A 20,086-nucleotide genomic window follows, 5' to 3' on the forward strand; every position below is an offset into this window, starting at 1 on the left:
GTTCAAAATCAAATGGTTTTTTACTGTTCATTGTGTCCATAAGTTTATACTAATTTACTTATTCTTACTCTTGATTATCAAGAGTTGACACAGTTCGATTTACAGTCTCGAAATACGCAATAACTAGCTTATCTTCTTTTCTTATATTGAGTTAATATCCTGTCTTTTAGGTTCTCGCTGCTAAGATTGGATACAAATCGCTTTGCAGAATAACCATTTGAGATAAAATGATCAACTAAAGCATTTACAAGTTTTTTACATTTATCCCAGTCTTTAAGCCAAGAAAGTGGTTTTGTATGAATTTCTAAACTGCGCCATAACGAATAATTTACACTGTCGTTTGCCATTGCAAAATATACTTTTTCGAAAGATAGCGCAAAAATCTCCTGTGACTCTGGATAGTTAGAATTGAATGCTAAAGAAAGACAAAATACATGAATTTCAATATTTAGTTTGGTGAGATCATTGGAGTTTAAACTTTTGAGGAACGAAAGCCACGGTGCCAATCCATTTCGTACGACCTCCTCTGAGTTTGGATTAAGAATCTGCACTAATATATTTATAGTATTTGGCATAAATCGTTCACTGCCGTTCATCCATTCCAAAACGGCCTTAGGATTATTTCTAATAAACTTTAACCAATTGTTCCCGATCTCAGTATTTGCATCACTATTAATTTTATCAAGAATTATCTTTCCCAATCCGGAAATCTGCTCAGACAGCAACTTTGGCTCGATTCGAGAATCGCTGTCAATTAAAATTTCAGCAATTTTTCTCCACCCTAATTCGTCTATATTCGTACGTTGTAATTGATGAATAATTTCTTGCTGATTATTTAAGTTAGCCCACCAAAAATCTTTATTGAAAGTAAGCCTTGGGTTAAGGCCAATGAATACGGTAGATAGCTGCCTATCTTTCCAAATTGCGTGCATTTCACTGCCTTGCACTGTTTCAGCTAAGTTTGTAATCGCCTCTTCTCCTAAAGGATTCGGACTCTCTAAAATCATCTTTTTTAGTACTTCAACTGAACCATTATTGAAGGCTTTAAAAAAATTCAAAAAACGTTCTTTAAAATTTAATTTAAGATAATTAAAACTTGAGAAATGGTCTGTCGTAGCTAAATGAAAAATGACTGTGGACTCCTCGTATGTTGGTAAAAAAGAAAAGTTCTTGCGATCATTGCCAAGAATTGCACTTTTCAAATTGACACCCTCTTTAGCAGAATTATATCTTTCGGAGAGGAAATGGATACAATCCGTCAACAAAGGCTTTTCATCCCTCAAAAAATTAAATGACTCTAAAAGAGTTCTGAACGATGTTCTCTTTATGTCAACGTCAGATCCAAAATAGTTTAGAAAGCGTCGTAAAGAAGCAGACGGAAAAAAAAGATCTTCATAGGCTATATCTACCCATTTTTCTTGAATAATTTCATCAACCTGATTAACCTTAACATTTATAATGTCACTCGAAATTCCTTTTAACGACTCAAGAAAATACGGGATAATTTGTAAGTCTAAGGGAATACCATTTAGGCTCCGTGGTGCTACGGTGCGTATTTCAGTGAAATTTGGAGCGGAATAGAACGTCAGTTTAATTGCGGAATGATGGGGTCTGTTTTGCCGAAACTCCCAGCTATTATTAAAGGCTTGGACACAAAGGTTGTGGTCGAAGAGCCACCGCAATGGGATTTGCCGGAGTTTGCAGTTTCGGTTAATAACCAAGCTATCAGGGAACGCTTCTCTATTCGCTTACATCAAGGCTTATGGGAGCATTTACCTGTTAATACAACTTCCAGCCTAGAACCGTTGGAAATTGAGCGCATAGGTTTAGAGATCGCCAAATGCTGGCGAACTCGGTTGAGTAAGACACTCGATCTATTTGAGCAGCTTTTTTAGGCTTTTGGCTTCGTCATTACTTTTGCCCTGATCGTTATATAACGTTGTACTTCGGTGTTGAGATCCTCCAATTCAGGTTTGCGGTAGGGAAGCCCGTCGCTATGCGAGTGGCCTTCCATGAACTTACAGCAATCATAGAAGCCGGATGAGATTTCGTCCCTGATCGCGATGTCGAAATTAACGGTCTTTAAAGTATCGACGCTGACCCGCTCATTGAAACGCTGAACAACATTTTTAAAGAGGCCGTTAATCACTAATACTTCATAGCATGTGCGCAGGCTGGTAAAACCGTCTCTGAGATAAGTTTCCCTGTCTTTGGCCGAGCATTCCGGTTTTTTAGCAGCCGTGTAATGGGCGATCGGTATATTTTGGTTTCTATAATCCTTTTCGTAGGATGGCGCATTTTCCAAGGAGATGTAACCCGGCTTACCATCACGTTGTTCAATCCAGTGACAAATGTGTTGCTTATTATTATCCTGACAGTAGGTGATCAGTTGTGATACAAACACTAAGTCATGGGTAAAGACTACGATTTGCCGGTTGGCTGATTCTTCGATCAGGCGTTCGGCGATATGGCTTTTGCGTTTTTCATCGAGCGAATTTACCGGGTCATCAAAAATGATTCCTTTATTTATGCCTGATAAAATAGTTTCTGACAAGAAGTCAGCTAATGAGATTACTTTTTGTTCGCCTTCACTGAGTACATCAGAAGGTTGCCGTCCTTTCAGGCTGAGTTGACGAAAAGAGGTGCCGGCAGAACCAGTATGCGTTATATTAATGCCAAATGCCCCTTTTAAACGAACACATTCAGCATTGAAACGATCTATGTACGCCTGATTAAAATACAATCCTGATAACGCTTTTTCCTTAGTGGTGATGTCCCGTTTCGAGATCTTCGATTTGGCTTTAATTACTTTATCCGTCCAGACCAGATTTTCTAACACCTTTTCTATAGTTGAAATATGGTCACCGAGTTTTTCCTTGTGATTGAATACGGTGATCTGTTTTTGAAGTTTTTCAATTGCTTCAGCCACATCAGCCTCCTTCAATTTCTTGATCCGGTTTCCAATTTCTTCAGTGATTAAATCTATCACAGCAGTATTGATCTGCGCGGGCTGGTAATTCACTACCTTTTTATCGCTAATGTCCCTTATAATAGCATCCCTCAGTTTCAGCTGCATTTGGAGCTCGGCCGTGATAAGGGCCAGTTCAGCAGCCTTATTTTCCGATAACCATTTATACAAGATACCCGTATCCGGCAGAACATTCAGATCCAATTTTCCTAACGCATCTTTGAAAGTAGCCAAGGCGGCCTGTGCATCCTTGCTGTCCTGTTCGGCCTTGCTTTTGATAAATGCCCAATAGGCGCTCACCAGCGATACTGCCTCCCCAGTCAGCGGTTGCTGGCATAACAGGCAGCTATCACCTGGTTCTGGATAGCTAACTCCACCTTTGTCTTGCAAACGGGCAAATACATCGGCGGCCGCTATAAATGCCCGCCATTCAGCTCCGCCGATCTGACCAAGCGACGTTTTTTTAAACTGATCAATATCATGACTTGCTGCTAAAAGTTCTTTTTCAACGCAGTCCTTAATTTTATCGTTGGCTTTAGTCAACTGATCGATCGTGAAATATCTATTCAAACTATTGATGGCAGTTTTTAAACTGGCCAGCAGCGTTTGCTGCTGTAGTAAATCCTGAATTTCTTTATCTTTTTTCAATGCGGTCAAAGCCGCTTTTTCACCTTCTAATTTCGTCCGTTCTGCTTTATCTTCAGCCGTAAAAGGCAACAGCGCCTTCAAGTATTGAATCTTGGACTTAGCCGATAGGTCGGCAACCATGTTTTTAATATTAGATTCTCCGTCAAATAAGGCCGCCAAATCCGTGCTACTAGCATGCTTATCAATATCCGCTTGGGCCAATTCTTCCAGATTTTTATAAGCCTCGTTCAGGTCAGCAAAAAAGGAAAGCCCGGCCGGACGAAAATTGAACTGATTTTTATTGTTCAAATGGACCTGCACCGCTTTTTCGTCAAAAACAGAAAATTGTTTAAACTCTGCGTGGCCGCAATCGGTCGGATAGTGGAAAACTGATTTTGTGCCCCCCGATTCAAAAGTAAATTCCGCCGCTTTGGTAGGCGGCGTACCCGTATCATGAACATTGGGCAGAATAGTTTTATCACCTTTGGTAATAAACACATTGTTTAATAAACGAATATAGCCGGATTTGCCCGAGCCATTAGCTCCATAAATGATGGTCAGGTTCGGACCCAAAGTCATTACCTGGTCTTGCACGAGGGCATTAATACCCGTTACACCCGAAATTTTCAGCAATTTCAAATCATCCTTATAATAACCCGATTGCGTCTTACAGATAATCGCGATATCTGGCCGTTCGGTTTTTTCGGACAGCCCAGCATCTTCCAGGAAATACTGATAAGCGGCTTGATGATCTTCATCTGTTAGTGCTACGCCGGATAATAATTTTTCCGATAAGAACTGCGACCAATAAGGCAGTCCCTGGGTAAAAGAAAGGATATCCGTTTCTAAAGTCCTTAGGATTTCATTCGGCATAGGGGGATATTATAGGTTTGTTTAAAATTAATACATTCTCACCGTAAAGCGAATTGTTGACCCTGATATACTGATTATTCTTTTGATCAGCTGGTGATATAAGCCATTACACAATATTTAAGGTGTAATTTTTAATTTGAATTGGGCATATGAAAAAGCTGCCATTTACTATTCAGCTATTTAATATGCCTCATATGCTTTCATAAAATAACGCCGAATTATAATCAAAGTAAAACAATTCCGCAATCTTTACGCATGATAGAAGCTAGACAAAATGATCCATTGGAATAAGATTATCTAAATTATCATTGACAGTCCCATCTTTATGACTTCTTAAGTATTCAATTCCACCCATTGTAACACGCCCAACGTCTGCTCCCCTATTCCACGTTCCTTTAGTATAGTTCCACTGCATAGTCTTTATGGTTTTTCCTGATTTAAGCAACGCTACAACCTCAGGTCGACTTATTTTTTTTCCAGGTTGAAACCCCTGAGCAGTGTCAACATGGATAAATACGTATGAAATGTAAGTTGAATTACCAGTCTTTGTTTGCCAAATCCCAGAAATCAGATAGTCAGCCCATTTTGCCATAATAGAATATCGAGTTTATAATTAGTTTATTATTACGTTAACAGAATGACAGCTTCTCTATCTCAAGCACGTAGCTTCTGCAGGAATTCAATGAAGGCTTATTGCTTCAATGGTCTGCGCATATCTATTTCTGATAATATCAAGTGACAGTAAATTTAAAGTTAACTTCTTTCATTCAATTACGGTTTTCCGTAAAACCTTATATTTATTGTTGCCCACATTTGTAAAGATTATAGGTTTCAGCAAAAAATGCAGTATTTATATAAGTAAAAGAATAATAAAAAGGATAATGTCTCAAAAAACGAACATCTTCTGGATGCCAATTGTCAAGTTCGATAAAATATAAAATTTAAAAAATAAACAATATGTCTCAACAAAAATTTTTAATAGGGTAAGGTGCAATTTTGTTAGAACCAGGAACAAGGCTTCCAGCTGCATCAGTAATAATTGTTGGATACGAAGTCGCAAACGATAAACCATACCGTATAGAATATAAAATTCCTGGCAGTAGCATACTTTATTCTGAAGATGTTGAAGAGGATCGATTAACATCACAAAGGCATTTTGGTTTGAATTTAGATCAAAATTCCTGAACGATAAACTTGTGCCTGAGACCGGTTGCCGGCTGATCAGATCCGAACCAACCAGGGCAATTAATGGATCTCAAAAACGAAGATTAACAGGGTACAATCGGAAAAATGCAGCTAATTAGATCCGGAAGAACTTAAAGAGAATGTATGTTCTGCACTTGGAAATAAAAATTTTATAACACTAGGAGTTATCCAAATACATAAAAGCATAAATGCATAACTAACGATTGAACATAAGACCACACTGCCATTTTTCTTTAGCTAGCAAAAGAGAAGGTATGTCTCAGAAAACGAAGGTGGTTGTTGCAGAAGGTGTTTTTTTACTTTGACCTAGGTCTTAGAGATGGCGTTGTCTCCTTTTAAGAAAAGTGATAGTGATTTTCAATTTCACTTGGACTTACCAAAAAAGTGTTTAAGTATCGGCATAGGGCATCTATAATGGCTTTAAAGAAGGTAATGGAAGACTTTCTTCCTCCTTTTTTAAGGTATTTTTTGAGATTGAACGCTATTGCTGCCATGAGCATGACTTTATGGGCACCGGCTTTGCCTAGTACACCTATTTTTCGTAAGCTATAGTACTGGGTCAAACTACCAAAGACAGGTTCTACTGTGCTTTGTCGCAGCTTTTTCATTTGTTTACCTCTTTTACTATGCTGTCTACTGTAAGCTCGGAGATACTCCTCATCTTAAATTGTCCTGGTAATCTGTCTTAAACTTTTATTGGGAACGCAGGTGGATTTCATCGGACACACTTTACAATCTGTTGATGATGTCCGGTAGATTTTTTGTGCCGTGCCGTCCAGAGTTGTATGAAATCCTTTTAAAGGTAAAGGCTTGTTCATCGGACAGCTATATTCATCTTTTTCTTTATTATATGGAAAGCCTTCGATTTCAGGTTTGTATTTACCAAATACAGGTATCCACCCAGTAATCTTCCGACGTTCCAGAAAATTGTAATTAGAACCATTGGAATAACCTGCATCTGCAAGCACGTCCGTCATTACCAATTCATTTTTCTTTAATCGGTTTTGTACCTGCATGCTGATGGCGGGTAAGTATTGGCTGTCTCTGCCATCAGCAAAATCTGCCTGAATATGTGAGATTACCCCTTCGGCTGTATCCACGGCCATGCTGCAGTGGTAATTTAGCTTTCTTGCTTTGCCCGGCTTTACTGATATACGGGCATCCGGATCATGTGGGTTGTAATGTGTTTTGTTACTAAATAACTGTGCTTTTTCGTCTGTAGCACTAGGCCGTCCGCCACGATTGTCGCGTAAGTTTTGGTGATGTTTATTAACCCGCCTTAATTGATGCTCCGGTGCAGTAATGTGTGCTGCTGAAGAAACTGGGTCAATCTTATTTTTAACCTCCTTATTCTCTTCCACCACTTTTTTCAAGTGATTATCTATGGAGTTGGCTGGTGTTTTTAATACCACACTTTCCATGGAAGCATTGACTTTAACGGGCGCTGAATCTACCGCCTGACTATGGCCAGAAACCATTCCACTGTTTACACATAGGGTAAACACTTTATTAAACAAAGTCTCGAATAGGGACGCGGGATAAAGTTGCCTTGTTCTGCTGATAGTAGAGTGCCAAGGTAATTCTTCATCTATATCAAACCCCTGGAAGTACAATATGTCCATCCGCATAGAGCAATGTTCGACCAGTTTGCGGTCAGAAGTAAGGTTCTCCAAGTAACCAGTAAGCAGTAGCTTGAAAAACACTACCGGATCGATCGATGGATTGCCGGTCTTGCCGTAAAATTCTTTTGTGTCTTTGTATAAAAAGCTCAGATCAAGAGTTTCGCGGAGCCTGCGGTACAGGTTTTCCTTGGGAACCCGGCTTGATAGCTGAAAGCTGGTGAACAGCTTTTCGGTATAGTCCTTTCTGCCTTGCATGCCTTTAATTTACGCATTTCCCCACTTTTATAAAAGCAAAAATTATAATTTATTGGAGTTCTGCAACGGCCACGGTGGAATAATGAGAATAAATTAGCAGATCTAATAAGCAGTCTTTAATCAAGTATGCCATGAAGCTTATCATTTCTCCCACGTAGTAATTGCAAATTAAGTAACCAAAAATTTAAAAGTCAATTTTCTGATAACCTCTTGATAAGTGCGTCCTACGTTCACTATGTTGGAGATCTCTGTCGCAGAAATATCCATGGCATACATTTCCTTTACGTAATCAGAAATATTGCGGGTACTCATTCCACGTGCGTACATCGCTATTAGGTTGTCTTCTAGCTCCTCTGTAATGATTAGCTGACGTTTAGCGACAATTTTCGGTTCAAAAGTACCGTTGCGATCCCGAGTGCTTTCCAGTTCAAATTCTCCGGACTGCAAACTGCGGACATTTTTCTTCGTCCTTCCATTACGTCGGTTGGGATCATCAGTAGCTTTGCTCTCCTGGAGATGGTTATCAAGCTCTCCCTCGAGCATCGATTCTAATAAATACTTTAAAATTGGGGCGAAAACACCATCGGTGCCACCCATCTTTTTGCCTTGATAAAGGCCTTCCATTGCTTCATTTTTGAAGCGCTCAAAATCAAATGGTTCTTTATTTTTCATCGTGTCCTAAGTATCACTAAATTACTTATTTAACTCTAACTTTTTAGAGTTGCCACAGGAGGATTTCATCGGACACACTTTACAATCTGTTGATGATGTACGGTAGATTTTTTGTGCCGTGCCGTCCAGAGTTGTATGAAATCCTTTTAAAGGTAAAGGCTTGTTCATCGGACAGCTATAGTATTTGTTTCATGGATCTTGTATTGCATTAAAGTTCATTACTTTATCAAGCAAAAATTAGCCTTAGCTCAGTATACTTTTATTAACGATGTAGGCAAACTAGAGAAGAACATTCAGTTAAAACTATGGCTGGCTTTTTATTGCGTAATTCTTTTGCCCATCATTATATATGTTTTGCATTGATTGGCATAACTGTTTATAATCACTTTTTTTTAAGCCTGACTTGTATTTTGGCCGTTTTTGGTGCACTGGCCATTGCATTATCATTACTTACTTATCGATCAGTAACATTTGGTTTTTCAAAGCTGCAATGCCGCCTGAAGTATCTGCTCCGGTAACAAATCGTCCTGTATGTTTGCTGCTAAAGCCATATGTTTCTTGTCTGGTACAAAGATACTCAATTTGACAAAAAAATAAATTTTGTCAAATTGTTTTTTTGATAAAAATTAATTAATCAGTTACGGCAAATAGTTATCTAATAGATAAGCCATCTCTAAATGTTCCGGTGCAGGTAATAATATTTGCAAAGAATGATCCAATATCTCAGTAGTTTTACGTATCGTAAAAATCGTTCATCTTCAAATTTTAGGTGTTAGTTATTTTGCCTTAAATCAGTTTCACAATTTTATAAGGCATTTTTTTCTAGTTGGATTGGAGTCGGATATAAAGGAAAGTCAACGGACAGTCTTGATAAATGCAAAGACACCGAAAGCAACAATCCGCACGATATGTATAATAACATTAAATGTAGAGCAGGAACATCCCTGGCAATTTTTATATGGTTTGTTGTAACAAGCCTGGTCTGCTCCGCACAAGTGTCCTTAAACAAGCAAATAAAAAATATGCAATTAACATTCACGACATCTGTCGGTACAATTGAGGGATGGGAAGACGATCAGGTCATCAGGGCCACAGGAATTCCATATGCCTATTCCGAACGGTTTGGCTACCCCAAACCATTCCCGATTTTTAAGGAAGTGTTCCAGGCTACAAAGCATGGTCCCGCACCCGTTCAAATGCCATCTGAAATGACGAACAAGGTATTAGGGTTTGATCTGTTGAAGGGATTAGATATAGCGGAGCAAAGCCAATACCTTTCAGTTACCATCCCAAAAAATATAACAGCAAACGACAAAGTTCCCGTAATGATATGGGTATATGGAGGGTCATATACGGGTGGCGCGGGAGATGCAGCAGCTTACGATCCTAAGTTTCTTGTCAGCGAACAGCACGTTATCGTGGTCAATATCAACTACCGTCTTGGCATACTCGGATTTTTAGGAGGGATCCCTGGCCGCCCTGCTAATCTTGGGCTGTTTGATATTATTGAGGCCCTAAAATGGGTAAAGAATAATATTTATGCCTTTGGAGGTGATCCGGGCAATATAACGGTCTTCGGCCAATCCGCAGGAGGGGATGCTGTTGCCCATCTAATGATTTCTGATGGTGTCGAAGGATTGTTTAAACGGGTGATCATTCAAAGTGCTCCATTGGCATTGAGAAAAGGCAAACAAACCATGCTTGCTGAAATGAAAGAAATGAGCCTTGAATTAACAGCCCAAACTCCACTATGGGAGGTATTAGCATTCCAGTCAAAATTGATTACAAAAATGAAAAAGTATGGCAAGGTTGGCGGCATGCCTTTTGGGGTTGAATATGGACAGGCTCCTTTACCTGCAGAAGCTGAAGCTTCAAAGGTATGGCAGGATAGGGCTGGCCATGTAGACGTACTTATAGGATATGCTGAAAATGAATTAGCACTTTTGACTCCATTTAATAAAACATTAACAGTGTTACAACATATACCTCTCATCGGTAAACCGTTCTTAAGCTTTTTGATAGCAAAAAGCACCAGAAGCATCTATACAAGGCCTGCTACCGAATTGGCGGAGCTACTTGCCACGCAGGAAGGAGCATCGGTATACCAGTATAAGCTAACCTGGGGACACGAAAATGGTTATGGAGCCGTACACATTATCGATATACCCTTATTGTTCGGCGATCAGGAAGTGTGGAGCAGGTCAATGTTAACTAAGGGAATCTCCTGGTCAAAAGTATATGATGCCGGAAAGAAAATTCGAGCGGTCTGGGGAAAATTTGCTCGTGACGGGATTTTGGACGAACGTCGGGAGCTTCCCGGAATATTGGAATATCACCGGGTCTCAAAATAGAAATCTCGACAACGTTGCAGATCGCGTTATTCTTAATACAAGTCTTATACCTTTATGATCAGGTGGCCATTCGTGAAAACAGTCACCTGATCATTTATTGGCTGATTGAAAATTATTACCAGGCAACCGGAGCCATATCTTTAAAGAACTGCCCGTTGGCCCGTCATCCGGCAATGTAGCTGCCCATGCTATACCAGGGGTGTTTTCACTAATAGGCCGTGCGCCCATCTCTACCATACCTGCACGAGTTGCTGTGAATCCCGGACAAATGGAATTTACAAGTATGTTATCGCTTTTAAATTCTTTCGCCGGAGCCTTACTGTCGGGCTTCGTTATATCGAACCAAACAGTAATTAAAAGCAAGGACGAGCGCAATAATTGGAAACGGGCATATGAGGAACGATATAAAAAATGGCGCAACCAGCCGCAGCCAACCATTACCACCGTTAGAACCAACATTGATTTGTACCCGGAAACCAACAGTTACACTGTGAGCGGTACTTATACGCTGATGAACAAAAGCAACCAGCCTATGGATAGCTTGTTATCATATACCGATAAAGACCTGCAGTGGTAAGCGATCCAGATCAAAGACGCACGTCAATTATCAAGTGACGCAGCCTATAGTCATTCCTGGTACGTTTTAAAACGGTCCCTCAAACCGGGCGATTTCCGCATAGTACAGGAAATCGTCAATATGCTTTTTCATGAGCATGATTTGCTGATAGCCCAGGATGATTACCTTGCAGAAGGATTATCGGTAGCAACCATCGAGCAGTTACGGATGAATGCGCTTATCCAAGTTCCGCCTGATCTCGCCACCTCATATAAGGCAACTATAGAGGAATCATTCTCTAAGGATCACAGAAGTCGCCATTTCGTATTCCGCAACTTCATTTATCCCTCAGCAGCATCCTCTGCCAATTATTTCGGTGCCGATTATCTCCATGGCTTATTGATGCAGCAGCCAACAGCGGTAGACCGCGATAAGATATGGCTCGGGATGGATCGCCATGATATTCATGAACTCGAAAAAGACGGAAACAAAACGTATTACCGGTATGATCTGCGACGGGTGATCGACCCGCACGGCGAAGGCCAGCTTTACCTGCATGAACTTTCGCTGCACAATGAATACCCGCTGGTTTTCGTGTGGGCGCTTGGTACGCTGGACCAGTCTTTTCGTGAAGGGCTGCGCACATCATTAACTGGTTGGGCGATCAAGCAACCCCACGAGTTTAAATTATTGCTGGACAAATTATTCCCCTGCAATGATCCGCAAATACAGGAAGATCTGGCAGCGGTCACTTTAGGGGTCGCCTCCAGGTTAAAGGACAAAGCTGCTTTGTAGGAACTGGCGGAATGGGCACTGGCCAATGTTTTTGCGCAACTGGGTGACCATCCCGATATAATTGTCAGGACCGGCTTCCGGTCAGTAATTGAAAAGGCGTTTTATTTAGGAGGGATCAGTGAGGATCAGGCTATGCTGGCCAGGCCTCGTCAGGTCGATACTTTGAAATTCATTTCTGTCGATATTGATGCCCTTAATAAGGGCGGGGAGGAAATTTATCCAATTGTTCATGACTTGGCCTGGTACATGATCAAGCGATCATTTGACGACTTCTTGGAGTACCAATCGCTGGATAAGGGTGAGGAGCCGGAGGATAAAGGCGAAGAGTTCCTGAAAGCTTATATGGACCATTTGGGGTTGAACCATCTTTCTGTATATGCATGGGCTATCTCTTCCGCTATTACTTATATGAAATCATTAGGCTTTAACCGTAAAGATAACGGTAATGGTTACACGGATGCCAGTCATGGTTCAAAGAGTAAACTGTTTACCCAGGAGGAAAAATATACCTGGCTGGCGGTGCATTATATTCAGGGTTATTTATCCGACTATCTTCCTCTTAAAGATTCTGAGGAGTTTGTGCTGGATTATATGCAGATCATTAATGTAGATAATCCCGCTGAACAATTGGCGATAACTGTCCATGAAGAAATGCTGGATATTGAAGATAACTGGATTGTTAAAGAACTGCTTGCCCCTGAGATGGAGGAAAGCCGTGTAGCTAAAGATGAGCGCAGCAAATACGAACGCGGCAAGGCGGTACTGGAAGAACTGACAGGCGTATCGGAAAACGAACCGAAAACGGGCTATGCGGCATTTGCACCGCAAATTGAAATCTTTCTCAAAGAGCATCTTTTTGTAAATATTTTTGAGCGGGATATATTGACCTATAAGGAAAGAGAGCTGGCTACCATCTCAGTGCTTGCCGCTACCCGAATCAGTTCCGGTAGAGAACCTCGAACTAGGGCAGCCATTAAGTCACATAAAAGCTGCTTAAATTAGTTTTCGTTTGCAATAAATATTTCTTTCGGCGCATAACCGAACTGTTTCTTGAAAGCATATGAAAAATGCGACAGATTCTCAAAGCCTACCTCCCTATATACCTCAACTGATTTTTGTTTACTTTCCGAAAGCAAATAATGGGCTAGTTTCAGACGCTTTTTTGTTAGCCAACGCTGTGGTGTAGCTCCGTAAATATTAATGAAATCACGTTTGAAAGTGGTCAGGCTTCTCCCCGTTAGATAGCTAAATCTTTCCAAAGGCATATTGAACATATAATTTTGTTCCATAAACTCTTCCAAATCAATTTTGCCAGGTTCTGAAAAATCCGCTAAAAAACTATCAACACGCTTATCAAGAGACCTTAAAATAGTAAGTGCCTCTTCAATCTTTAAAGTTACAAGCTTCTCCGGCAATTCATCCTGCAGTTCAAAATAAGGTAATAACGATGCGAGGTAACTTTCTATAAGCGGATGCTTCTCATAAGATTTAACAGCGGGTGAGCGTTCTATATTTTCGTGGACGCTGTTACGTGAATAGTAGTCCTTTAACCGTTCGCCCTTCAATATAATTAAAACACACTTGTAAACCATGTTATCTTTAGGTTATTGAATGACGGTCCAAAGCTGCCGGCGGGGAAAGAGCAGCGTGTCCCCGGGGCCAAATACGTTGCTGACATCAGCTCCTACGACTTTTACCTCGCCAGAAATAATCCTGACAAAACAATGGTCATCGAGCCGCACTTCATTCCGTAAATACTTTTCCGATGAACAGCTCAAAACGATTTCGGACGAAGGGTTACCTAATCTTTTTTCCATCTTTTAAAGGTACGAAAATGAGTACGGAGTGAATGACTACTGTTAAGCACTACCGAAGTCTTAATTTTTAACTGTCGTGAGGTAAGTCATTTGAAAAGCTTCGTACATGCTTTCGTTAGCTTTTGCCAATTGTTGGTTCAAGGGCGCTACAAGACCTCCCATGAACATCACGTCTACTTCGGTACGGCCTTTTGCCATGCGGCATTTTTATAAGCTCAAGAATAGCTTTGGCAACTAAAACTGGCGAGTGTTCCGGATTAGATTTGAAAACCCCGTCTATAGATGCCAATAATTCACCTGGCAGATCTTTTACTGCTCCATAGTCTGCCGCTCGTTCGATCTCGCTAGGTTGGAGCAAAGAATTGATAAATTCATTTGGAAATGCACCCGGTTCCACAATACAGCTTTCAATTCCCAGATTGGAAACTTCCATCCGATAGCTTTCGGCTAAAGCTTCAGCCGCCCATTTTGATGGGCTGTAAGGTCCCTGAAAAGGTACTGACAGCCTTGCGCTCAGACTTGATATCAACATAAGAAGTCCATACTGCTGTTTTTTCATATAGGGTAATACGGCTCGTGTCATTCGCTGTACACCAAAAACATTAACATCAAATACTTTCTCCAGTCCTCGGCAGTAAATCCTTCCTGAATTCCTCCTGCCCCTAAACCCGCATTATTAATAAGCATATCTATGCTCCCCATTTCCACTGCGGCTCTGCTTACACCGTCCACCACGCTGTCGTCGCTTGTCACATCTATTTCTACAATAAATGCACCCTTACCTTTTAAAGCTTCCGCAGCTTGTTTGTTTCTACCTTCTGTATCTCGCGTGGCACCCGTCACTGTATACCCTCTTTGAGTAAAGCTTCTATAGTAACTGTGCCGAAACCCCCAGCGGCACCTGTAATGAGGATATTCTTTAACTTTTCCATTTATTCTGTGTTTTAAAATCTTTGATACAAAAGTAGCTTACATTTTATTGTTAAACTTTGTTCAAAAATCCTAATTTACTTTGTTTAGACGTTTTATTTACACGTAAATTATTCCTTAGGCAAAAGATGATATCGGGAACCATTGAACAGGGCTCTTTGATGATTAGAAATATAAACCAACAGTTTAACCCGTTGGTACTCGAACCGAAATGTGGCTAATAACCATAATCAAGCATGGTATATTTAGTTGTCAATAAAATCCTTGAACTGAAAAGGCCTTCAAAATCAATAGCTTTGAAGGCGTCCTATTTTTATGTGACCACGAAAAGACCCGACCCAATTCATTTATTGACTGCCTGTTAAAGCGAAGCACTTATATCCAAATTTGGGCTTCATGTAAACTTGAATGGTTACCGTCAGGGTCTATTACAACTGCAAACTTACCCCACGGAGTCTGATTTGTGGTACCGACCGCCACACCTTTTGCAGTTAGTCCCTCAATACATTTGGTCAAATTGTCTGTCTTGGTAGCCAATCCGTTAATACAGCCAGCGAGCATGGGCTAATGACTGAACGGGATATACATAAAAGATTTATCGGCGTCAATGGAACACAGGCTGTCAGCGCTTTTGAAGAGCTAGATAGGTTTGGGTGATCTCTTTTCTAAATTCCTCTGCACCTATTTCCAGACGTCTTGCATACGTTGCTTTTGCACTTTCACCGGCAAGGTAGCGCAGCTGATCCTTGTCATCGGTTGCAGCTTCGCAGATAATTTCCGCAACCTGCTCTGCCGTATTGGTAAATTTAAATCCCCCTAACATTTTTTGCATTGCATCGTCATACACCGGATGAGATACCAGATCAGATGAACGGGTAAGGAAATCGGACTGGGTCCCGCTTGGTGATATTGTTTTAACGCCAATATTAAAAGGTGCCAGTTCGATGGATAAACTTTCGCTCCAGCCTTCCAATGCCCATTTCGTAGCATGGTATACATGGCTGAAAGGGTATGCTACCAATCCTGCTATGGAGGTAATGTTGATGAATAAACCATTTTTCTTTTCTCTGAAATACGGAATAAATGCTTGCGTAACACGCATTGTTCCCAAAAGATTGGTGTTGATCTGACGCGTAATCTGTTCGTCGCGGAATGCCTCCATGGCACCAAACAATGCATATCCCGCATTGTTCAACACGATATCTATTTTATCTAATAAAATCGCTTCCTCAACGGTTGACTTTATCTGCTTAACATCCGTAACGTCCAACGGGAGGATCGTTACATTCTTAAGCTGCGACAGCTCTGTTTCCTTTTCCGGGCTGCGCATCGTGGCAATTACCTTCCAACCGTGTGAATGAAACAATTTTACGGCAGCTTTTCCTATACCTGATGAAGCGCCTGTAACGAAGATGGTTTTCATAAAAAATATTTTAGTAATAAACCACAAACATAGCCCTTAAAAAGTATACATTTGATACCGATATACAAAAGGATACCTAAATGAGCGACAACGAAAAGCGGTTCAGGGAAAAAATTAAAGCGGTACAGGACACGCTATTTGTGCTTGGCGGTAAATGGAAATTGCCTATTATCCTTTCTATCTACGAAGGGAACAAACGGTTTAATGATATCGCTACGTCTATTCCGAACATAACCAATCGGGTACTATCCAAAGAACTGAAGCACCTGGAAGAAAATTTGCTCATTAACAGAACAATAGTGAGTGATTATCCGATTAAGATCGAATATGATGTAACGGATTATTGCTATAGCATTGGCCTGGTTGTGAAACCAATGGAAGAGTGGGGAAAAAATCATAGGAAGAAATTGGTAAGCAGATCGAGAGCTGTATAACATAGATTACCAAAATGCTGATCTGTAAATGGTCAGGTTATCTTCTGATCTCGTCGCCTGAGGAAGCCTAATTTAGAACCTACAGGCCTTGCTCTCAACCAACCCAACTATTTTGGACCTCTCAGCAAAACAAAATTGGACTTTACAACAAAACGGGCAGATTATTTTGTGGCGACCTTTGTGGGATAAATAATTACAAAAATGACAAATACAGATAAATTGGTTTTAGTGACGGGAGGCTCGGGCTTCGTGGGCGGACATTGCATTGCCCGGCTTTTGCAGAAAGGGTATAATGTCAGAACGACATTGCGTTCGCTAGAAGGCAAAGGCAAAATAACAGCTGCATTAACTGCGAACGGCATCACATCGTTTGACAATCTTTCTTTCATGGAGGCAGAACTGACAAAAGATGATAATTGGGAGGAGGTAATGAAAGGTTGCAACTATGTTTTGAGTGTGGCCTCACCCGTGTTTTTTGACATGCCAAAAGATGAAAATGAGGCCATACGGCCGGCATTGGAAGGCATAACCAGAATCCTGAAGTTTGCCCGCAATGCAGGTGTAAAACGTGTGGTAATGACCTCAAACTTTGGTGCAGTTGGCTTTAGTCAAACAGATAAGGGCAGAGAGACCACCGAAGCCGATTGGACCGACCCCGATCTGAAAGGCCTGTCGATTTATGAAAAATCAAAATTACTGGCAGAACGTGCCGCATGGGAATTCATCACAAGAGAAGGTGGCAGCCTGGAATTTACAACCATAAATCCTGTTGCAATCTTTGGCCCCCCTTTAAATGAACATGTCTCAGGCAGCTTTGATATCTTAAAACATATGCTTGATGGAACCTGGAAGGTAGTGCCGCCCATTCCGTTAAATATCGTGGACGTGCGCGACGTAGCGGATCTGCACATTCGCGCCATGGAAAATCCAGGGGCAAACGGCCAAAGATTTATAGCCTCGGCAGACGGACAAATTTCTATGCCCGAGATTGCAGCATTCTTAAAAAAGACGCGGCCGGAAGCAGCGGAAAAAGTTTCTGCCAAAACAGTCCCGACTTTTGTGATAAAACTGAGCGCGCTGTTTAATGCACAGGCAAAGCAAGGGGCCATGTTCATCAATATGAACCGCAAGGTAAGCAATGCCAAAGCAAAAAACATTTTGGGCTGGGAACCTATTGCTTCGCAGGAAGAAACCATCCTGGCGTCGGTAGATTCAATGATAAAATTCAACTTAATCAACAAAAATAATAATGCTGATAAAAATAATTAGTGCCTTACTCATTTTGGTAACCGCTTACTTTGGCCTGAGCCACGGTTCACGGACTTTTAGCAAGCCTTCCGCGGAATATTTACAGATGATGGCCTTGCTTGGAATTACCGACACCGTTCGTGTGATCTTTGGGATCTGCCCTATACTTTCAGTAATTTTGATCTTGTTTCCACAAACTTTTTTTGCAGGAAATGTGTTAAGGGCAGTACTGCTGTTATTAATGATGACCTTAGCTTTAAAGGCCGGGAACTATAAATTTGCACTGATCGAGATTCCTTTCCTTGCAATGCCCTTGCTGCTGATTTATTTAGGCCATCCACTCAAAAACGGCTATTGATATGAGAACTATAGCAGATGATACCAGGACAAATATCCTGGGCGAACAGTTCATTCCCGACCATGTTTTTATATACCTCGCCAAAGGAGCGATCCGTGTTTTTGATGGAAACAAAAGCCATACTTTCAAAGCGGGAGATGCCTGTATTGCCAGAAAAAACAGACTGGCAAAATATGAGTTGTTAGACAGCAAAGAGGGGTTTGAACCCATACTTTTTTGCTTTGATGAACCTTTTCTGCAAGAATTTCAGAAAAAGCACGGATCAGAACAAACATATGTTGCATCAACAGATACTTTTATCAAAATACCAAATTCAGACTTGATAAAAAGTTTTATCAAATCCGTAAAGCCTTATTATAAAGGGGTAATGCAGCTGGATGAAGCCTTTGAGGATGTAAAATACGAAGAGCTTTTAATTATACTGCTTAAAAGCCAGCCTGGGCTTGCCGCAGTTTTATTTGAGTTCAGAAAACCGGGTAAAATAGACCTGGAAGAATTTATGACCCGTAATTACAAATTCAATGTCAGCCTTAACCGGTTTGCCTATTTAACCGGTCGGAGTTTATCTTCTTTTAAACGGGACTTCAAAACTATTTTCAACGATACACCCAATCATTGGTTAGTTCAGAAAAGACTGGAAGAAGCCTATTTTCTCATTGATAAAAAAAACCAGAAATCCTCTGACATTTACCTTAGCCTTGGCTTTGAAGATCTGTCACATTTTTCCTATTCATTTAAGCAATCATTTGGAATGACCCCCACAGAACTTACAGACAAAAAGAAGGAGGCCAGTCGCTAGCAGGCCGTTTTATTGAACATTCTGATGCAACTCCCCGCGATTAAATTGATCAGGCTACTGTCTTTATCTGATTATTGCGGATCTTTGCAACATAAAATATCATAATAGGATCTCGGCGCCGGCAGGAATTAAGGACTTGAGCCGGTGGTACCAATATAAAAAACTACAATTAACCAGAAAATGAAATTATCAAACAACAAGATTTTAATAACTGGCGGTGCAAGCGGTATCGGCCGGGGAATGGTCGAAAAATTTATTAAAGAAAACAATATGGTCATCATTTGCGGCCGGCGCGAGGATGTACTGGCTAACGTTGCAGCTAAACTTCCGGGCGTGATCACCAAACAATGTGATCTTTCGGTTGAAGCCGAGCGAATAGCGCTCTACAACTGGGTCGCTGAAAACCACAGCGATTTGAACGTGCTGGTCAATAATGCCGGCATTCAGAACTGGATAACTGTTGCCGAGGATGGCTTTTTTGAAAAGGCAAGCCAGGAAGTTGAGATCAACATTCTTGCTCCCCTCCATTTAACATCGCTTTTCCTGAAGCTGAAATCGCTCACCACTATCCTGAATGTAACATCCGGGCTGGCCTTTATTCCTTTCTCCAAGGTTGGGGTATATAGCGCTACAAAGGCCTTTTTCCGTTCGTACACCCTGTCCTTAAGGCATCAGCTTAAAGATACCGGTATTGAGGTGATCGAGGTAATACCACCTGCGCTGAATACTGATCTTGGCGGGAAAGGTCTCCACGATGCTGCTCCCCCAGTGAGTGATTTCATTGACTCTATATTTGAGCAGTTGAAGAACGGTAGCACTGAACTTACCTTCGGTACAAGTGAGGCAAGGGCAAAAGTTAACAACGATACCATAGCCGAATACTTTAGTAAGCTCAACCCAAGTTAAAGCGTAATGAAAACTAAGCCGCCACCCAGCGGAACTAAGCCAGATTTTCTTAGTCGTTGTTCTGATCTGGTATCTCATCCTATATGCGACAGAGCGATGAAAAAATGTTAGGTGGATTTAGATTCACTAATACCTCGGAACAGGTTGCGGAAATTATCTGCGAAGCTGCGACCGATAATAAGACCAGCGGCTACTTTGCTGGTGAGAATGCTAAAGCAACTTATGCAAGACGCATGGAAATAGGCG

The 20,086-nt window shown here is 41.0% G+C and carries 17 protein-coding genes and 3 pseudogenes; 9 read left to right on the forward strand and 11 right to left on the reverse strand.

What is annotated here, in order from left to right; genetic code table 11:
* Positions 1-128 precede the first annotated feature (128 nt).
* From FN831_RS26125 to FN831_RS28515, 7 genes and pseudogenes are all read right to left on the reverse strand, one after another.
* Positions 129-1,682 (reverse strand): hypothetical protein, encoded by a 1,554-nt coding sequence (locus FN831_RS26125; RefSeq protein WP_142531169.1) that lies wholly within the window; start codon positions 1,680-1,682, stop codon positions 129-131.
* Positions 1,683-1,891: 209 nt separating this feature from the next.
* Entirely contained in the window at positions 1,892-4,468 is a 2,577-nt protein-coding gene (locus FN831_RS26130; RefSeq protein WP_142531170.1) for an AAA family ATPase, read from the reverse strand.
* A gap of 265 nt (positions 4,469-4,733) precedes the next feature.
* The gene (locus FN831_RS26135; protein ID WP_142531171.1) at positions 4,734-5,060 is read right to left on the reverse strand and encodes a DUF3892 domain-containing protein; all 327 of its coding nucleotides are present in this window, start codon (positions 5,058-5,060) and stop codon (positions 4,734-4,736) included.
* A 949-nt stretch (positions 5,061-6,009) separates the two neighbouring features.
* Positions 6,010-6,309 (reverse strand): annotated as a pseudogene (locus tag FN831_RS27995) (transposase); the annotation flags it as partial.
* Between the two features lie 27 nt (positions 6,310-6,336).
* Entirely contained in the window at positions 6,337-7,551 is a 1,215-nt protein-coding gene (locus FN831_RS26145; protein ID WP_142531172.1) for a transposase, read from the reverse strand.
* 228 nt (positions 7,552-7,779) lie between these two features.
* A pseudogene (locus tag FN831_RS26150) lies at positions 7,780-8,223 on the reverse strand (transposase); the annotation flags it as partial.
* A gap of 21 nt (positions 8,224-8,244) precedes the next feature.
* Positions 8,245-8,391: a hypothetical protein gene (locus FN831_RS28515; protein ID WP_142531174.1), complete on the reverse strand. Its 147-nt coding sequence runs from the start codon at positions 8,389-8,391 to the stop codon at positions 8,245-8,247.
* Between the two features lie 740 nt (positions 8,392-9,131).
* On the opposite strand from FN831_RS28515, the gene FN831_RS26160 reads away from it, so the two are divergent.
* The 3 genes from FN831_RS26160 to FN831_RS26170 all read left to right on the forward strand — a co-directional run bounded on the left by FN831_RS26160 (position 9,132) and on the right by FN831_RS26170 (position 11,925).
* On the forward strand, positions 9,132-10,574 hold the full coding sequence (locus FN831_RS26160) for a carboxylesterase family protein (protein WP_142531175.1): 1,443 nt from the start codon (positions 9,132-9,134) through the stop codon (positions 10,572-10,574).
* A gap of 268 nt (positions 10,575-10,842) precedes the next feature.
* Entirely contained in the window at positions 10,843-11,151 is a 309-nt protein-coding gene (locus FN831_RS26165) for a hypothetical protein (protein ID WP_142531176.1), read from the forward strand.
* A 120-nt stretch (positions 11,152-11,271) separates the two neighbouring features.
* Positions 11,272-11,925, forward strand: coding sequence for a hypothetical protein (locus tag FN831_RS26170; protein ID WP_142531177.1), 654 nt, complete (start codon positions 11,272-11,274; stop codon positions 11,923-11,925).
* Between the two features lie 105 nt (positions 11,926-12,030).
* Here the strand turns inward: FN831_RS26170 and FN831_RS28310 are convergent, their stop codons facing one another.
* Positions 12,031-12,156 carry a hypothetical protein gene (locus FN831_RS28310; RefSeq protein WP_262711903.1) on the reverse strand — a complete coding sequence of 42 codons (126 nt, stop codon included), beginning with the start codon at positions 12,154-12,156 and terminating at the stop codon, positions 12,031-12,033.
* 15 nt (positions 12,157-12,171) lie between these two features.
* On the opposite strand from FN831_RS28310, the gene FN831_RS28005 reads away from it, so the two are divergent.
* A complete protein-coding gene (locus FN831_RS28005; RefSeq protein WP_221931413.1) occupies positions 12,172-12,927 on the forward strand; it encodes a carboxymuconolactone decarboxylase family protein in 756 nt (251 codons plus the stop codon).
* On the opposite strand, the gene FN831_RS26180 is transcribed toward FN831_RS28005, so the two are convergent.
* The 3 genes and pseudogenes from FN831_RS26180 to FN831_RS26195 all read right to left on the reverse strand — a co-directional run bounded on the left by FN831_RS26180 (position 12,924) and on the right by FN831_RS26195 (position 16,095).
* A complete protein-coding gene (locus FN831_RS26180; protein WP_394348338.1) occupies positions 12,924-13,517 on the reverse strand; it encodes a helix-turn-helix domain-containing protein in 594 nt (197 codons plus the stop codon). The genes FN831_RS28005 and FN831_RS26180 overlap by 4 nt on opposite strands.
* Positions 13,518-13,857: 340 nt before the next feature.
* Positions 13,858-14,585 (reverse strand): annotated as a pseudogene (locus FN831_RS28520) (SDR family NAD(P)-dependent oxidoreductase).
* A 709-nt stretch (positions 14,586-15,294) separates the two neighbouring features.
* Positions 15,295-16,095, reverse strand: a complete 801-nt coding sequence (locus FN831_RS26195; RefSeq protein WP_142531180.1) for an SDR family oxidoreductase — start codon at positions 16,093-16,095, stop codon at positions 15,295-15,297.
* A gap of 80 nt (positions 16,096-16,175) precedes the next feature.
* On the opposite strand from FN831_RS26195, the gene FN831_RS26200 reads away from it, so the two are divergent.
* From FN831_RS26200 to FN831_RS26220, 5 genes are all read left to right on the forward strand, one after another.
* Positions 16,176-16,529: a winged helix-turn-helix transcriptional regulator gene (locus FN831_RS26200; RefSeq protein ID WP_142531181.1), complete on the forward strand. Its 354-nt coding sequence runs from the start codon at positions 16,176-16,178 to the stop codon at positions 16,527-16,529.
* Between the two features lie 201 nt (positions 16,530-16,730).
* On the forward strand, positions 16,731-17,798 hold the full coding sequence (locus FN831_RS26205; protein ID WP_142531182.1) for an SDR family oxidoreductase: 1,068 nt from the start codon (positions 16,731-16,733) through the stop codon (positions 17,796-17,798).
* On the forward strand, positions 17,779-18,135 hold the full coding sequence (locus FN831_RS26210; RefSeq protein WP_142531183.1) for a hypothetical protein: 357 nt from the start codon (positions 17,779-17,781) through the stop codon (positions 18,133-18,135). The genes FN831_RS26205 and FN831_RS26210 overlap by 20 nt, the downstream gene beginning before the upstream one ends.
* A 1-nt stretch (position 18,136) precedes the next feature.
* Positions 18,137-18,934 (forward strand): helix-turn-helix domain-containing protein, encoded by a 798-nt coding sequence (locus FN831_RS26215; RefSeq protein WP_142531184.1) that lies wholly within the window; start codon positions 18,137-18,139, stop codon positions 18,932-18,934.
* Positions 18,935-19,114: 180 nt separating this feature from the next.
* The gene (locus FN831_RS26220; RefSeq protein WP_142531185.1) at positions 19,115-19,840 is read left to right on the forward strand and encodes an SDR family oxidoreductase; all 726 of its coding nucleotides are present in this window, start codon (positions 19,115-19,117) and stop codon (positions 19,838-19,840) included.
* Positions 19,841-20,086 lie beyond the last annotated feature (246 nt).

It is taken from the genome of Pedobacter westerhofensis (genome assembly GCF_900182595.1).
In the GTDB taxonomy this organism is placed as follows: domain Bacteria; phylum Bacteroidota; class Bacteroidia; order Sphingobacteriales; family Sphingobacteriaceae; genus Pedobacter; species Pedobacter westerhofensis.

Coding starts and splice junctions, on each gene's coding strand:
- FN831_RS26130 (WP_142531170.1), bottom strand. CDS start 4,468: ATGCCGAATGAAATCCTAAGGACTTTAGAAACGGATATCCTTTCTTTT.
- FN831_RS26135 (WP_142531171.1), bottom strand. CDS start 5,060: ATGGCAAAATGGGCTGACTATCTGATTTCTGGGATTTGGCAAACAAAG.
- FN831_RS26145 (WP_142531172.1), bottom strand. CDS start 7,551: ATGCAAGGCAGAAAGGACTATACCGAAAAGCTGTTCACCAGCTTTCAG.
- FN831_RS28515 (WP_142531174.1), bottom strand. CDS start 8,391: ATGAACAAGCCTTTACCTTTAAAAGGATTTCATACAACTCTGGACGGC.
- FN831_RS26160 (WP_142531175.1), top strand. CDS start 9,132: ATGTATAATAACATTAAATGTAGAGCAGGAACATCCCTGGCAATTTTT.
- FN831_RS26165 (WP_142531176.1), top strand. CDS start 10,843: ATGGAATTTACAAGTATGTTATCGCTTTTAAATTCTTTCGCCGGAGCC.
- FN831_RS26170 (WP_142531177.1), top strand. CDS start 11,272: ATGCTTTTTCATGAGCATGATTTGCTGATAGCCCAGGATGATTACCTT.
- FN831_RS28310 (WP_262711903.1), bottom strand. CDS start 12,156: ATGAACAATTGGATAAATTTCCTCCCCGCCCTTATTAAGGGCATCAAT.
- FN831_RS28005 (WP_221931413.1), top strand. CDS start 12,172: ATGATCAAGCGATCATTTGACGACTTCTTGGAGTACCAATCGCTGGAT.
- FN831_RS26180 (WP_394348338.1), bottom strand. CDS start 13,517: ATGGTTTACAAGTGTGTTTTAATTATATTGAAGGGCGAACGGTTAAAG.
- FN831_RS26195 (WP_142531180.1), bottom strand. CDS start 16,095: ATGAAAACCATCTTCGTTACAGGCGCTTCATCAGGTATAGGAAAAGCT.
- FN831_RS26200 (WP_142531181.1), top strand. CDS start 16,176: ATGAGCGACAACGAAAAGCGGTTCAGGGAAAAAATTAAAGCGGTACAG.
- FN831_RS26205 (WP_142531182.1), top strand. CDS start 16,731: ATGACAAATACAGATAAATTGGTTTTAGTGACGGGAGGCTCGGGCTTC.
- FN831_RS26210 (WP_142531183.1), top strand. CDS start 17,779: ATGCTGATAAAAATAATTAGTGCCTTACTCATTTTGGTAACCGCTTAC.
- FN831_RS26215 (WP_142531184.1), top strand. CDS start 18,137: ATGAGAACTATAGCAGATGATACCAGGACAAATATCCTGGGCGAACAG.
- FN831_RS26220 (WP_142531185.1), top strand. CDS start 19,115: ATGAAATTATCAAACAACAAGATTTTAATAACTGGCGGTGCAAGCGGT.